The sequence below is a fragment of the Streptomyces sp. NPDC007875 genome, assembly GCF_042868035.1.
In the GTDB taxonomy this organism is placed as follows: Bacteria; Actinomycetota; Actinomycetes; order Streptomycetales; family Streptomycetaceae; genus Streptomyces; species Streptomyces antimycoticus.
On the sequence record NZ_JBIADZ010000007.1, the window covers coordinates 312,689 to 325,969 of the forward strand.

12 protein-coding genes, 1 pseudogene and 1 riboswitch are annotated in these 13,281 nt (G+C 71.2%); of the genes and pseudogenes, 8 read left to right on the plus strand and 5 right to left on the minus strand.

Going from position 1 to position 13,281, the window contains the following annotated elements:
* Complete coding sequence (locus ACFYOY_RS17485) at positions 1–978, plus strand: ABC transporter substrate-binding protein (RefSeq protein WP_351881290.1); 978 nt, start codon at positions 1–3, stop codon at positions 976–978.
* Between the two features lie 105 nt (positions 979–1,083).
* Here ACFYOY_RS17485 and ACFYOY_RS17490 read toward each other — a convergent pair whose 3' ends face one another.
* Both ACFYOY_RS17490 and ACFYOY_RS17495 read right to left on the minus strand, forming a co-directional pair.
* Positions 1,084–1,851 carry an isocitrate lyase/phosphoenolpyruvate mutase family protein gene (locus tag ACFYOY_RS17490; RefSeq protein ID WP_388587865.1) on the minus strand — a complete coding sequence of 256 codons (768 nt, stop codon included), beginning with the start codon at positions 1,849–1,851 and terminating at the stop codon, positions 1,084–1,086.
* An 11-nt stretch (positions 1,852–1,862) separates the two neighbouring features.
* On the minus strand, positions 1,863–2,345 hold the full coding sequence (locus tag ACFYOY_RS17495; protein ID WP_351881284.1) for a carboxymuconolactone decarboxylase family protein: 483 nt from the start codon (positions 2,343–2,345) through the stop codon (positions 1,863–1,865).
* Between the two features lie 46 nt (positions 2,346–2,391).
* Between ACFYOY_RS17495 and ACFYOY_RS17500 the strand changes: the two genes are divergently transcribed.
* From ACFYOY_RS17500 to ACFYOY_RS17510, 3 genes are all read left to right on the plus strand, one after another.
* A complete protein-coding gene (locus ACFYOY_RS17500) occupies positions 2,392–3,930 on the plus strand; it encodes a PLP-dependent aminotransferase family protein (protein WP_388587868.1) in 1,539 nt (512 codons plus the stop codon).
* 166 nt (positions 3,931–4,096) lie between these two features.
* Positions 4,097–4,447: a hypothetical protein gene (locus ACFYOY_RS17505; RefSeq protein ID WP_351881278.1), complete on the plus strand. Its 351-nt coding sequence runs from the start codon at positions 4,097–4,099 to the stop codon at positions 4,445–4,447.
* A gap of 15 nt (positions 4,448–4,462) precedes the next feature.
* The gene (locus tag ACFYOY_RS17510) at positions 4,463–5,650 is read left to right on the plus strand and encodes a glutathionylspermidine synthase family protein (RefSeq protein WP_388587871.1); all 1,188 of its coding nucleotides are present in this window, start codon (positions 4,463–4,465) and stop codon (positions 5,648–5,650) included.
* 83 nt (positions 5,651–5,733) lie between these two features.
* Here the strand turns inward: ACFYOY_RS17510 and rocD are convergent, their stop codons facing one another.
* Positions 5,734–6,954 (minus strand): ornithine--oxo-acid transaminase, encoded by a 1,221-nt coding sequence (rocD, locus tag ACFYOY_RS17515; protein WP_388587874.1) that lies wholly within the window; start codon positions 6,952–6,954, stop codon positions 5,734–5,736.
* 32 nt (positions 6,955–6,986) lie between these two features.
* Positions 6,987–7,084, plus strand: a riboswitch (ZMP/ZTP riboswitch).
* Positions 7,085–7,123: 39 nt separating this feature from the next.
* Here rocD and glyA point away from each other — a divergent pair.
* Positions 7,124–8,395, plus strand: a complete 1,272-nt coding sequence (gene glyA, locus ACFYOY_RS17520) for a serine hydroxymethyltransferase (RefSeq protein WP_351881270.1) — start codon at positions 7,124–7,126, stop codon at positions 8,393–8,395.
* A gap of 380 nt (positions 8,396–8,775) precedes the next feature.
* On the opposite strand, the pseudogene ACFYOY_RS17525 reads toward glyA, so the two are convergent.
* Positions 8,776–9,327, minus strand: a pseudogene (locus ACFYOY_RS17525) (RNA polymerase sigma factor); the annotation flags it as partial.
* A gap of 46 nt (positions 9,328–9,373) precedes the next feature.
* On the opposite strand from ACFYOY_RS17525, the gene trpS reads away from it, so the two are divergent.
* Together trpS and ACFYOY_RS17535 are read left to right on the plus strand one after the other, a co-directional pair.
* A complete protein-coding gene (gene trpS / locus ACFYOY_RS17530) occupies positions 9,374–10,387 on the plus strand; it encodes a tryptophan--tRNA ligase (protein ID WP_351881267.1) in 1,014 nt (337 codons plus the stop codon).
* Between the two features lie 236 nt (positions 10,388–10,623).
* Complete coding sequence (locus ACFYOY_RS17535) at positions 10,624–11,220, plus strand: 2'-5' RNA ligase family protein (RefSeq protein ID WP_351881264.1); 597 nt, start codon at positions 10,624–10,626, stop codon at positions 11,218–11,220.
* A 97-nt stretch (positions 11,221–11,317) separates the two neighbouring features.
* Here the strand turns inward: ACFYOY_RS17535 and ACFYOY_RS17540 are convergent, their stop codons facing one another.
* On the minus strand, positions 11,318–12,073 hold the full coding sequence (locus ACFYOY_RS17540) for an SDR family NAD(P)-dependent oxidoreductase (RefSeq protein WP_351881261.1): 756 nt from the start codon (positions 12,071–12,073) through the stop codon (positions 11,318–11,320).
* A gap of 168 nt (positions 12,074–12,241) precedes the next feature.
* Between ACFYOY_RS17540 and ACFYOY_RS17545 the strand changes: the two genes are divergently transcribed.
* On the plus strand, positions 12,242–13,252 hold the full coding sequence (locus tag ACFYOY_RS17545) for a YihY/virulence factor BrkB family protein (RefSeq protein WP_351881258.1): 1,011 nt from the start codon (positions 12,242–12,244) through the stop codon (positions 13,250–13,252).
* The last annotated feature ends 29 nt before the right edge of the window (positions 13,253–13,281 follow it).

Genomic DNA, 13,281 nt, shown 5'->3' on the forward strand with positions numbered 1-13,281 from the left:
ATGGCTCGCACCCGCATTCAGCTGCTGATGGCCGCCGCCGGGATCGCGGCCGTGTTCACCGCGACCGGCTGCGGCGCGGCGGACATGACCAAGCAGTCCTCGCCGTACGCCAATGTGGGCGGGGCGAAGAGCGTCACGCTCTCGGTCCAGTCGTGGGTCGGCGCCCAGTCCAATGTCGCGGTCGCCCAGTATCTGCTGGAGCATGAGCTGGGCTACCGCGTCGACACCGTCCAGGTGGACGAGATTCCGGCGTGGGACGCGCTCAGCCAGGGCCGGGTGGACGCGATCCTGGAGGACTGGGGCCACCCGGAGCAGGAACAGCGCTACGTCAAGGACAAGAAGCTGATCGTGCCGGGCGGCGGGCTCGGCGTCACCGGCCATATCGGCTGGTGGGTGCCGAAGTACTTCGCCGACAAACATCCGGACGTGCTGAACTGGAAGAACCTCAACAAGTACGCCAAGACCTTCAAGACCGCGGAGAGCGGCGGCAAGGGCCAGCTGCTGGACGGGTCCCCGTCCTATGTCACCAATGACAAGGCGCTGGTGAAGAACCTGAAGCTGAACTACCAGATCGTCTTCTCGGGTTCGGAGGCGGCGCAGATCACCCAGATCAAGCAGTTCGCCAAGGGCAAGAAGCCGTTCCTGACGTACTGGTACGAGCCGCAGTGGCTGTTCAACCAGGTGCCGATGGTCGAGGTCAAGCTGCCCAAGTACACCGACGAATGTGCGAACGAGGGCACCAAGGACCCCGAGTCCATCGACTGTGCCTACCCGACCACACCGCTGCAGAAGTACCTCAACGCGGACTTCGCGAAGCAGGGCGGGAAGGCGTCGGCGTTCCTGAAGAAGTTCCACTGGACCAAGCAGGACCAGAACGAGGTGTCCGAGCTGATCGCCTCGAAGGGAATGTCGGCCCAGGACGCCGCGAAGAAGTGGGTCGAGGCGCACCCGGACGTCTGGAAGAAGTGGATGCCGTAAGGGCGGCGCTCCAGCCGTAGATACACGGAATGGACCCCGCTTCGTCCTCATGCACTCATGCACGGGACGGGGCGGGGTCCAGCCGTTTTACGGGGCGGGTCTGCCTTACGGGGCGGGGTCCAGCCGTTTGACGAGGTCCCCTGCCTCGGCCATGGTCTGGCGGAGCAGCCTGGGGCCGAAGGTGATCCGGGTGGCGCCCAGCCGGCCCAGCTCACGCGGGGACGGGCCGTCCGGGTCGAACGCCGCCGCGTTGAGCGGGGCGTCGATGGCGGCCGCCAGGCGGGGCAGCAGCTCCGGGGGCGCGAGGATCGGGTACACGCAGTCCGCGCCCGCCTCCACATAGAGCCGTCCGCGCTCGATCGCGGACGCGAGCGCGGTCTCGGGGTCGAGGTCCGGGCCGCCACGGACGAAGGTGTCGACACGGGCGTTGATCACCAGGTCCTCGCCCGCCTCGGCCCGCACCGCCGCCAGCCGGTCCGCCTGGCGCGCGGGCTCGATCAGCCCGCCTGCCGCATGGTCGGAGTCCTCCAGGTTGCAGCCCACCGCGCCGGTCTCCAGCATCCGCTCGACCAGCTCCTTGGGGGCGAGGCCGTAGCCGCTTTCGACGTCCGCCGAGACGGGGACGTCCACGGCCCGGATGATCCGGGCGATCGCGGCGAACATCTCCTCCGGCGGGGTGTGGCCGTCCCGGTGGCCGAGGGAGGCCGCGATCCCCGCGCTCGGCGTGGCGAGCGCGGGGAATCCCGCGTCGGCGAAGACCCGGGCCGAGGCGGCGTCCCAGGGCCCGGGGAGCACCAGCGGGTCACCGGGCTCCCGGCCGTGGTGCAGCGCGCGGAGCGCCCGGGCCCCGTCCGTGGTCGCGGGTGCCGTCATGGCGGACCCGCTCAGTGGCCCGCGGGCTGGTAGGCGCCGGGGACCATGCGGGTGGTCACACCGATGCGGTTCCAGGCGTTGATGGTGAAGATCAGGGCGATCACCTGCGCCAGTTCCTGCTCCTCGAAGTGCTTGGCGGCGCGCTCGTAGACCTCATCGGGGACGAAGCCGTCGGTCAGGACGGTGACGGCCTCGGTCAGGGCGAGGGCGGCCTGCTCCTTCTCGGTGTAGAGGTCGCTGGCCTCCTCCCAGGCGTTGAGGAGGTAGAGGCGCTCCTCGGACTCGCCCGCCGCGCGGGCGTCCTTGGTGTGCATGTCGATGCAGAAGGCGCAGTGGTTGAGCTGCGAGGCACGCGTCTTGACCAGATGGGCCAGCGCCGGGTCCACGCCCTTCCGGGCGGCCGTGTCCAGGCTGATCAAGGCCTTGTAGACCTCGGGGGCCGCCTTGGCGAACTCCATCCGGGGGCCGTGTGCATGAGAAGTTCCGGTCGTCATGCTTCCACGCTAGAGGCCCGGCGGCCCAGGAGTATGGTCCATTTCCATGGCGGATTCATGGGCCACTCGAAGAGGCGAGCCCGGGCGGCGGACGACCGGCTCCGGACAGCGGACGGGCGATGGTGAACAGCGGGCGGGCGGCTCCGATCAGCGGACGGGCGGGCTGGGGACGGACCTCCATCTGGATCTGCCACCGGGTGGCGGGACCGGGGTGCGGGCCGCGCTCATCCGCGCCCTGCGCGACGCCGTCCGCACCGGGCGGCTCGCCCCGGGCACCCGGCTGCCCTCCTCCCGCTCGCTCGCCACCGACCTCGGCATCGCCCGGAACACCGTCGCCGACGCCTATGGAGAACTGGTCGCCGAGGGCTGGCTGACCGCCCGGCAGGGCTCGGGCACCCGGGTCGCCGAACGCGTCGTGCCGCCCGAGCCCGCCCCGCCGCGCACACCCCCGGCCGCCGCCGTGGCCGCCGCCCGGCCCACCTATGATCTGCGGCCCGGCGAACCTGATCTCTCGGCCTTCCCCAGGACCGCCTGGCTCTCCGCGGCCCGGCGCGCCCTGACCGCCGCGCCGAACGACGCCTTCGGCTACGGCCACCCCGCCGGACGGCCCGAGCTGCGGCGGGTCCTGGCCGACTATCTGGCGCGCGCCCGCGGGGTGCGGGCCGCACCCGAGAGGATCGTGGTCTGCGCGGGGTTCGTGCAGGGGCTGGCCCTGCTCAGCAAGGTGCGGGAGAAGGCCGGACACCGTGAGGTGGCCGTGGAGTCCTACGGGCTCGACGTCCACTGGAACGTGATGCGCAGGGCGGGGCTGCGCACCGTGCCGCTGCCGATCGATCAGCAGGGGGCGCGGACGGCGGAGCTGGACCGGTCGGCCGGGCTGCGGAACGTCCTGCTCACCCCGGCGCATCAGTTCCCCATCGGCGTTCCGCTGGACCCCGACCGGCGCGCCGCCGTGGTCGACTGGGCCTCGCGGGTGGGCGGACTGGTGCTGGAGGACGACTACGACGGGGAGTTCCGCTATGACCGTCAGCCGGTCGGGGCTCTGCAGGGGCTCGACCCGGAGCATGTGGTCTATCTGGGCACCGCGAGCAAGAGCCTGGCGCCCGCGCTGCGGCTGGCGTGGATGGTGGTGCCGGACCATCTGATGGATGGCCTCCTGGCGCTCAAGAGAACGGGGGAGTGGGAGTCGGGCAGGCTCGACCAGCTGACGCTCGCGGAGTTCATCGACTCCGGGGCGTACGACCGTCATGTGCGCGGTATGCGGATGCGCTACCGGCGCCGCCGCGACCAGTTGGTGGCGGCGCTCGCCGAACGCGCCCCGCGGGTGCGGGTCTCGGGCATCGCGGCCGGGCTGCACGCGGTGCTCCAACTGCCGCCGGGCACCGAGCAGTCCGTGGTGCAGGGCGCGGCCTGGCAGGGCCTGGCGCTGGACGGGCTGTCCCGCTACCGCTACCGCGACGAACAGGGGCAGAAGCAGCAACAGGAGCCGGGCGGGCAGCCGGACGCGCTGGTGTTCGCCTACGGCACCCCACCCGACCACGCCTTCGCGGGCGCCCTGGAGGCGCTGTGCCGGGTGCTGCCCTGAAGCCATGCGTTTCAGCGGCCCGAGGCCACACGCTTCGGCCGAGCCCCGCCGTCCGTATGCGCGGCAGCTCCCCCTAGGGTGGGCGGTTGCGGCCTTGGGGAGACCGGGGAGACCACGCCCTCGGGAGAGACGATGGCCTCGGGGGAGAGGAACGGGGGAGACGGGGATGGAACGGAAGACGACGCGGCGACTGCGGTCGAGCACGGTGATCCTGGGCGGTATGGGCGCGCTGGCGGCAGCGCTCACCTCCTGTGGTTCGGAACCGGACAAGCGCTGTGTGGACCGGAACAGCTATGACGCGGTGAACGGGTACCGGGTCGTCGACTCCAGCGCCTGCAAGGGCTCTTCGTCCACCACGGGCGGCAAGGGCAAGAAGAGCCGGGGCACGAAGAGCGCCGACGGCCAGTGGTACTACGACTCCGAGGTCAGCGGCCGCTGGGCGGACTACGGCACCTTCGACAAGAGCAAGGCGGCCGACCGGGGCGGCTTCGGCTGCTCGGGCTCCAGCGGCGGCTGAGCGGGTCGCCCCACGATGAAGCGCCACACCATCGACCCCCGCCCCGACTGGCAGTCCACGGTGGAGGAGCAGGGGGTCATCTATCCGCTGACCCGCTACCCGGACGGCTCGCTGCGCCCCTACTGGGACGAGAGCGCCTACTACGCCTTCACGCTGCCCGAGGTCGAGGCGCTGGAGGAGGTCGTCGAGGAACTGCACCGGATGTCGCTGGCCGCGGCCGCCCATATCGTCGAGACCGGCCGCTTCGCCGACCTCGGCATCGACGATCCGCGGCTGGCCGGGCTGATCGCCGAGTCCTGGCACCGCCGGGCCGAACAGCCCAGCCTCTACGGCCGGTTCGATCTGCGCTACGACGGTGATGCGGGCCCGGCGAAGCTGCTGGAGTACAACGCCGATACGCCCACCTCGCTGGTGGAGGCGGCGAGCGCCCAGTGGTTCTGGATGGAGGACCGCTTCCCGGGGGCCGACCAGTGGAACTCCCTCCACGAACGGCTGGTCGACGCCTGGCGGACCCAGGCCGACCTGCTGCCGCCGGGGACGCCCCTGTACTTCGCCCATTCGGCCGGGGACGAGCTGGGCGAGGACCTGATGACGGTGGCCTACCTCCGCGAGACGGCCGACCAGGCCGGGTTGAGCACCGAGGCGATCTCCATGGAGGACATCGGCTGGGAACGGCTGTCGGGGCGCTTCGTCGACAAGCGGTTCCGCTTCATCCGGAGCTGCTTCAAGCTCTATCCCTGGGAGTGGCTGGCCACCGACCGGTTCGGCCCGCAGGTGCTGGACACCCTCGACAACGGGGCCGGCACCGGATCCACGCTGTGGATCGAACCGGCCTGGAAGATGCTGCTGTCCAACAAGGCGCTGCTGGCCGTGTTGTGGGAGCTCTTCCCGGACCACCCCAACCTGCTGCCCGCCTACCTCGACGGCCCCCGGGAACTGGCCCGCACCACCGGTTATGTGGCCAAGCCGCTGCTCGGCCGCGAGGGGGCCGGGGTCACCGTGCACCCGCCGGGCGAGGAGCCCGTCCTCCGCGATGAGCCGTGCTGCTACCAGGAACTGGCGCCGCTGCCCGACTTCGACGGCAACCGGGTGGTGCTCGGCACCTGGGTGGTCGAGGGCGAGGCGGCGGGCCTCGGCATCCGCGAGTCGGCGGGGCTGGTGACGGATGAGTACGCGCGCTTCATCCCCCATGTGATCCTCTGAACCACACTGATCCTCGGCCCCGCGCGGGGCCGAGGAGCCGTACGGGGCCTGTGAACAGCGCAGGGCCACCGAGCCGTATCGGGTCATTCGGCCAGCACCGCCCTGAGCCGGTCCAGCGCCCACTCCAGATCCTCCTCGCTGATCACCAGGGGCGGGGCGATCCGGATGGTGGCGCCATGGGTGTCCTTGACCAGCACTCTGCGGTCCATGAGCCGCTCGGAGATCTGCCGCCCGGTGCCCCGTGACGGATGGATGTCCACCCCCGCCCACAGCCCCCGGCCACGCACCTGCTCAACTCCCCTTCCCACGAGCAGCCCCAGCTCCCGGTGGAGCAGCTCGCCCAGCGTGGCCGAGCGCCGCTGGAACTCGCCCGTCCGCACCATGGCGATGACCTCCAGGGCGATGGCGCAGGCGAGCGGGCTGCCGCCGAAGGTGGAGCCGTGCTCCCCGGGGCGGTGCACCCCGAGCACCTCGCGGGAGGACACCACCGCCGACACCGGCACCACTCCGCCGCCCAGCGCCTTGCCCAGCACGTAGACATCGGGCACCACCCCCTCGTGCTCGCAGGCGAAGGTGGTGCCGGTGCGCCCGAGGCCCGACTGGATCTCATCGGCGATGAACAGCACATTCCGCTCCCGGGTCAGCTCCCGGACCCCGGCCAGATAGCCGGGCGGCGGCACCACCACCCCGGCCTCGCCCTGGATCGGCTCCAGCAGCACGGCGACCGTCTCCTCGGGCGCGGCGTCGAGTGCCGCCTGCATCGCCGCCAGCTCCCCGTACGGCACGACCGAGAACCCGGGGGTGAAGGGGCCGTGGTCGGCGCGGGCCTCCGGATCGGTGGAGCAGCTGATGAGGGTGGTCGTCCGGCCGTGGAAGTTGTTCCTGGCGGCGATGATCCTGGCCCGGCCGTCCGGTACGCCCTTGATCCGGTAGCCCCATTTACGGGCGGTCTTGATGGCCGTCTCCATCGCCTCCGCCCCCGTGTTCATGGGCAGCACCATCTCCATGCCGCACAGCTCGGCCAGCTCGGAGCAGAAGGCGCCGAAGCGGTCGTGGTGGAACGCGCGGGAGGTGAGGGTGACCCGGTCCAGCTGTGCCTTGGCGGCCTCGATCAGCCGGCGGTTGCGATGCCCGAAGTTGAGCGCCGAGTATCCGGCGAGCAGATCGAGATACCGGCGGCCCTCGACATCGGTCATCCAGGCGCCTTCGGCGGACGCGACGACGACCGGCAGCGGACGGTAGTTGTGCGCGCCATGCGCCTCGGCGGCGGCGATGACCCGCTCCGCGGAGCGTCCCGGTCCCATCTTGTCCTCCTTGTCTCACTAGCTAGAGTGGGGGTGCGCACCGTGACTGGCGAGCCGAGCGTGGAACCGACCACGAGGAAGCGATGCGCGGCCTTAGCGCCACGAGGTGCCGCCCGCCTGGGCACCCCGGGACACGACCGGACCGTCACCGATCGCCCCGGAGGACTCGATGAGCCTGCCCCTGATCCATCCCGCCCTGTCGGCCGCCGACCCCGAACTCGCCTCCCTCGTCGGCTCCGAGGAGCTGCTGCAATCCGAGACCCTGCGCCTGATCCCGAGCGAGAACTATGTCTCCGCCGCCGTCCTGGAAGCCTCCGGGACGGTGCTGCAGAACAAGTACAGCGAGGGCTACGCCGGCCGCCGCTACTACGAGGGCCAGCAGGTCATCGACCAGGTGGAGACCCTGGCGATCAACCGGGCCAAGGCCGTCTTCGGCACCGAGCACGCCAATGTGCAGCCCTACTCCGGCTCGCCCGCCAACCTCGCGGTCTATCTGGCCTTCGCCCAGCCCGGTGACACCGTGATGGGCATGTCACTGCCCATGGGCGGTCATCTCACCCACGGCTGGGGCGTCTCCGCCACCGGCACCTGGTTCCGCGGCGTCCAGTACGGGGTGCGCCAGGACACCGGCGCGATCGACTTCGACCAGGTGCGCGAGCTGGCCCTCCAGGAGCGGCCCAAGCTGATCTTCTGCGGTGGCACGGCGGTGCCCCGCACGATCGACTTCGCCGCCTTCGCGGAGATCGCCCGCGAGGTGGACGCGGTGCTCGTCGCCGATATCGCGCATATCGCCGGTCTGATCGCGGGCGGCGCCCACCCCTCGCCGGTTCCGTATGCCGATGTCATCTCCACCACCACTCATAAGACGCTCCGGGGCCCGCGCGGCGCCATGCTGATGGCGCGCGAGACCCATGCCAAGGCCATCGACAAGGCCGTCTTCCCCGGGCTGCAGGGCGGTCCGCACAACCAGACCACCGCCGCCATCGCGGTGGCCCTGCACGAGGCCGCCCAGCCCGCCTTCCGTGACTACGCCCATGCCGTGGTCGCCAACGCCAAGGCGCTCGCCGAGGAACTGCTCACCCGCGGCTTCGATCTGGTCTCCGGCGGCACCGACAACCATCTGATCCTGATGGACCTGACGCCCAAGGAGGTGCCGGGCAAGGTCGCGGCCAAGGCCCTGGACCAGGCCGGGATCGTGGTGAACTACAACACCGTCCCCTACGACCCGCGCAAGCCCTTCGACCCCTCCGGCATCCGGATCGGCACCCCCTCTCTCACCTCGCGCGGTCTGTCCACCGAGCACATGCCCGCCGTGGCCGACTGGATCGACCGCGGGGTGACCGCCGCGAAGAGCGGTGACCAGGGCGCCCTCATCAAGATCAGGGCCGAGGTGTCCGAGCTGATGGCGGCCTACCCGGCTCCCGGTCTGCCGACCGGCTGACGCCCCCCGCGGGCCCCTGCCCGGCCTCCAGGCCGGGCAGCGGCCGCCACCACTGCTCCTCCCGGATCCGGTCGTCGGCCACCGGCACCGGCAGGCCCACGATCCGGGCGAGCACCCGCTCGACCAGCGTCTCCCCGCCCTCCGGCGGCACGCCGCCCTCCAAGGGCACGCCCCTCTCCGACGGCACGCCGCCCGCCCGCGACACGCCGTGCCGCGACGGTCCGCCGGACGGCGGTATCTCCAACGCCCGCCCGAGCGCCCGCAGCTCTCCGGGCAGCCCTTCCTCGGCCATCTCCTTCGCCTCCCCACTCGGTCCCATCAGCCGTCCACTGCCTCTCATCGGCCGTCCACCGCGTCTCATCGGCGGTCTCCGACGGCCCCAGCAGCCGCTCCAGCCGTCTCAGGGCGCGGCTCAGCCGTGATTTCACCGTGCCGCGCGGCCAGCCCAGCGCCTCCGCGGTCTCCCCCTCGTCCAGATCCAGCAGATAGCGGTAGATCACCACCCGCCGCTGCGGCTCGCTCAGCTCCTCCAGCGCGGCCAGCAGCCGCTCCCGCCGCTCGCCCGCAAGCGCCACGGCCGCCGGATCGGCGGACTCCGGTATCACCGGCTCGGCCCCGGACAGCAGCGCTCCCTCCCGGTCTGCCGCCGTCCGCCTCCGGCGCGCCGAACGCACCGCGTTACTCGTCTCATGGGCGACGATCCGCAGCAGCCAGGGCCGGAACGCCGCCTCGCTCTCGAACCGCCCCAGCGCGAGATACGCCTTCACCAAGGCGTCCTGCACCACATCCTCGGCATCCGTGCCCGCCCCCAGCAGCCGGGCGGTGCGGTGCGCGATCGGCGCATGGGCCCGCACCAGCTCGGCATATGCCTCGGTGTCGCCGGCCCGCACCCGCGCGATGATCTGTGCTTCACGAGTCCTCACACCTTTCATACACCGGCGGACGGAGTCTGGTTCCACACCTGAGAGAATGGGTGCCATGGCCCTCGATCGTCCCCGTGCGCTCTCCGGTATCCAGCCCACCGCAGGTTCCTTTCACCTCGGCAACTACCTCGGTGCGATCCGGCAGTACGTCGCGCTGCAGGAGACCCACGACGCGTTCTACACCGTGGTCGACCTGCACGCGATCACCGTGCCGCAGGATCCGGCGGAGCTGCGCGCCAACAGCCGGCTCGCCGCCGCCCAGCTGCTCGCCTCCGGCCTGGACCCGGACCGCTGCACGCTCTTCATCCAGAGCCATGTGCCCGAGCACGCCCAGCTCGGGTGGGTGATGAACTGTCTCACCGGCTTCGGCGAGGCGTCCCGGATGACGCAGTTCAAGGACAAGTCGGCCAGGCACGGCGCCGACCGGGCCACCGTCGGCCTCTTCACCTATCCGATCCTGCAGGTCGCGGACATCCTGCTCTACCAGGCCAACCACGTCCCGGTCGGCGAGGACCAGCGCCAGCACATCGAGCTCACCCGGGATCTGGCCGACCGCTTCAACGGCCGCTTCGGCGAGACCTTCACCGTCCCCGAGGCGTACATCGTCAAGGAGACGGGGAAGATCTACGACCTCCAGGACCCGACGATCAAGATGAGCAAGTCGGCGTCCACGCCGAAGGGCATCGTCAGCCTCCTCGACGAGCCCAAGGCCTCCGCGAAGAAGATCAAGAGCGCGGTGACCGACCTCGAGACGGAGATCCGCTACGACGAGGAGAAGAAGCCGGGTGTCAGCAATCTGCTGACCATCTACTCCACCCTGACCGGCACCGCCATCCCGGAGTTGGAGCGCCGATACGAGGGCAAGGGCTACGGCGCGCTCAAGACCGAGCTCTCCGAGGTGTTGGTCGAGTGGGTCACGCCGTTCCGCGAGCGTACCCAGGAATACCTCGCCGACCCCGCCACGTTGGACGGAATCCTGGCCAAGGGCGCCGAGAAGGCCCGAGCCGTCGCCGCCGAGACGCTGGCCGCCGCCTACGACAAGGTGGGCTTCCTGCCCGCGGTGCGCTGAGCGGCACGTCGAGCGTCGTTCGCACCGCCCGGTGAGCACGGCGCGCCCCGCGCACGTATGGATACGGACCCGCGCGGACAGCGGAACACACCGCTCCGGCCCCCTGACCAGGGGGCCTGTGGACCGGTGTGGGGAAGAACCGAGGAATCTAGCCGCGAAGGCGGCGCAGCCGCCACACTGACACGGGTGCAGCGGCCACAACTCAGCAGCCCGGGAGGGCCAGGAGGGAGAACGCAGTGGGGACCGTAACGCTCGGCGTTTCGATCGCGGTCCCGGAGCCGTACGGCAGCTTCCTCCAGGAGCGGCGCGCGGGCTTCGGGGACCCGGCCGCCCATGGCATCCCCACTCACGTCACCCTCTTGCCGCCGACCGAGGTCGACACCTCGGCACTGCCCGCCGTGGAGGACCATCTGGCGCGGGTCGCGGCCGAGGGGCGGCCGTTCCCGATGCGCCTGGAGGGCACCGGCACCTTCCGGCCGCTCTCGCCGGTCGTCTTCGTCAGGATCGTCGAGGGCGCGGAGGAGTGCGCGGTGCTGCAGGAGCGGATCCGGGTGGAGTCCGGGCCGTGCGCGCGGGAGCTGCAGTTCCCGTACCACCCGCATGTCACGATCGCCCACGGCATCGACGAGGAGGCGATGGACCGGGCGTTCGTCGAGCTCAAGGAGTACGAGGCCGCTTGGACGATCACTGGCTTCGCGCTGTACGAGCAGGGGGAGGACGGGGTCTGGCGGCTGGACCGCGAGTACCCCTTCGGCTCGGATGAACAGCCGGGCGGCGCCCCGCCCGTGGTGCCCCGTCAGGCCGATCTCTCGCGCCCGGCCGCGCCCCACTAAGCGCCCCAGGGTGCGCCGTCCCCCATTCCGGCGCGCCGTCTGCGGGTCCGTCGTGGCTGATCGCGCAGTTCCCCGCGGCCCGTTCGGGGCGCCCCGCTCAGACCAGCGGTCGGCGGAAGACGGACCGGGGCAGGAGGCGACGCGCTCCCGTCACGACCCGTAGCGCAGCCGGTGCCCAGACGATCGCGGCGCGCCGTCGCAGCCCCTCCTCGATGGCCTCGGCGACCGCCTGGGGCGTGGTGGCCAGCGGTGCGGGCCGCAGCCCGGCCGTGAGCTTCGTACGGACGAAGCCGGGGCGGACGACCATCACATGGACGCCCGTGCCGCGCAGCGCCTCACCCAGCCCCTGCGCGAACGCGTCGAGCCCGGCCTTGGCGGAGGCGTGGATGAAGTCGGTGCGGCGGACCCGTCCCGCGGCGGCCGAGGAGAGCACCACCAGCGAGCCGTGGCTCTGGCGGCGCATGGCGTTGGCGCAGATCAGGGCCGAGGAGACGGCGCCGGTGTAGTTGGTCTGGGCGATGCGGACCGCCGCCGGGGGATCGGTCTCGTCCCGCGCCTGGACGCCCAGGACCCCGAAGGCCAGCAGCACCAGATCGATGTCGCCCTCGGCGAAGACCTTGCCCAGGGTCACCTCGTGAGCCTCGGGGGCGAGCGCGTCGAAGGGCACCGTAAGGGTGTCGGCACCGAGGTCCCGCAGCTGCCGGGCGGCCGACTCCAGAGCGGGGGAGGGGCGGCCGGCCAGCCAGACCGTACGGGCGCGACGGCTGATCAGGCGGCGGACGGTCGCCAGGGCGATCTCGGACGTGCCGCCCAGGACGAGCACCGACTGCGGGGAACCGATCACGTCCTTCATGGGGTGAACGTATCCCCCGATGCGGGGCATACGGAGTGATTGTGCGCCCGCACTCACGGCCTCACCGAAAAGAGTGATGAGCGGAGCGGCTGTCCGGGGAACCCGGATATCCGTATCGCGCACCGTCGCGCCGAGGAGTGACACCGCGCAGAAGGGTACTTGCTGATCATGGAATCGTTGACCCGGCTGCCTGTCGTCGGCCCCGCGATGGCCTGGCTGATGCGCACCCACGCCTGGCGTACCTACGAACGGCTGGACCGCGTCCACTGGACCCGGCTCGCCGCCGCGATCACGTTCACCAGCTTCATCGCCTTCTTCCCGCTCATCGCCGTTGGCGCGGCCATCGGCGCGGCGACGCTCAGCCAAGCGCAGATGGCCCAGTTGCAGAGGAAGATCGCCCAGCAGATCCCGGGTATCTCCGGCCAGCTCGACCTGGGCGAACTCGTCGAGAACGCCGCCACGATCGGAGTCGTCGCGGGTGCCCTGCTGCTGTTCACCGGCATCAGCTGGGTGGGCTCGCTGCGCGAGTGCCTGCGTGCCGTATGGGAGCTGGAGGAGGACCCCGGCAACCCGCTGGTACGCAAGGTCAAGGACGGCTTCGTGCTGATCGGGCTGGGCGGTGTGGCGCTCGTGTCGTTCGCCGTATCCGCCCTGGCCGCCACCGCCGTGGGCCGGATCGCCCGGCTCATCGGCATCCCCGAGAACGGGATCGGCGGCTGGCTGCTGCGGATCGCCGCGTTCGCCATCGCCGTCTGCGCCGACCTCGTGCTGCTGAGCTACGTCCTGACCTGGCTCCCCGGCGTGCAGCCGCCGCGCCGTACGGTCGTGGTCGCCGCGCTCATCGGCGCGATCGGCTTCGAACTGCTCAAGGTGCTGCTCAGCAGCTATCTGAAGGACGTGGCGGCCAAGAGCATGTACGGGGCGTTCGGGGTGCCCATCGCCCTGCTGCTGTGGATGAACTTCACCGCGAAACTCACGCTGTACTGCGCCGCCTGGACCGCCACCCCGCCCGCCGCCCAGGCCGAGCGCGAGGCCGAATGGGCGGCCGAGGCCGACAAGGCCCAGCCGTCCGAGCCGGACAAGGCCCAGCCGTCCGAGCCGGACCGGGCCCGGCCGCCCGAGCCGGAGATCGGAAAACCCCGCGCCCGCGGGCCCGAAGGCCCGCAGGCGGCGGCGTGACAGCGACCGTAAGAGGGCCGGCTCGGCCG

Coding starts and splice junctions, on each gene's coding strand:
- ACFYOY_RS17485 (WP_351881290.1), top strand. CDS start 1: ATGGCTCGCACCCGCATTCAGCTGCTGATGGCCGCCGCCGGGATCGCG.
- ACFYOY_RS17490 (WP_388587865.1), bottom strand. CDS start 1,851: ATGACGGCACCCGCGACCACGGACGGGGCCCGGGCGCTCCGCGCGCTG.
- ACFYOY_RS17495 (WP_351881284.1), bottom strand. CDS start 2,345: ATGACGACCGGAACTTCTCATGCACACGGCCCCCGGATGGAGTTCGCC.
- ACFYOY_RS17500 (WP_388587868.1), top strand. CDS start 2,392: ATGGCGGATTCATGGGCCACTCGAAGAGGCGAGCCCGGGCGGCGGACG.
- ACFYOY_RS17505 (WP_351881278.1), top strand. CDS start 4,097: ATGGAACGGAAGACGACGCGGCGACTGCGGTCGAGCACGGTGATCCTG.
- ACFYOY_RS17510 (WP_388587871.1), top strand. CDS start 4,463: ATGAAGCGCCACACCATCGACCCCCGCCCCGACTGGCAGTCCACGGTG.
- rocD (WP_388587874.1), bottom strand. CDS start 6,954: ATGGGACCGGGACGCTCCGCGGAGCGGGTCATCGCCGCCGCCGAGGCG.
- glyA (WP_351881270.1), top strand. CDS start 7,124: ATGAGCCTGCCCCTGATCCATCCCGCCCTGTCGGCCGCCGACCCCGAA.
- trpS (WP_351881267.1), top strand. CDS start 9,374: ATGGCCCTCGATCGTCCCCGTGCGCTCTCCGGTATCCAGCCCACCGCA.
- ACFYOY_RS17540 (WP_351881261.1), bottom strand. CDS start 12,073: ATGAAGGACGTGATCGGTTCCCCGCAGTCGGTGCTCGTCCTGGGCGGC.
- ACFYOY_RS17545 (WP_351881258.1), top strand. CDS start 12,242: ATGGAATCGTTGACCCGGCTGCCTGTCGTCGGCCCCGCGATGGCCTGG.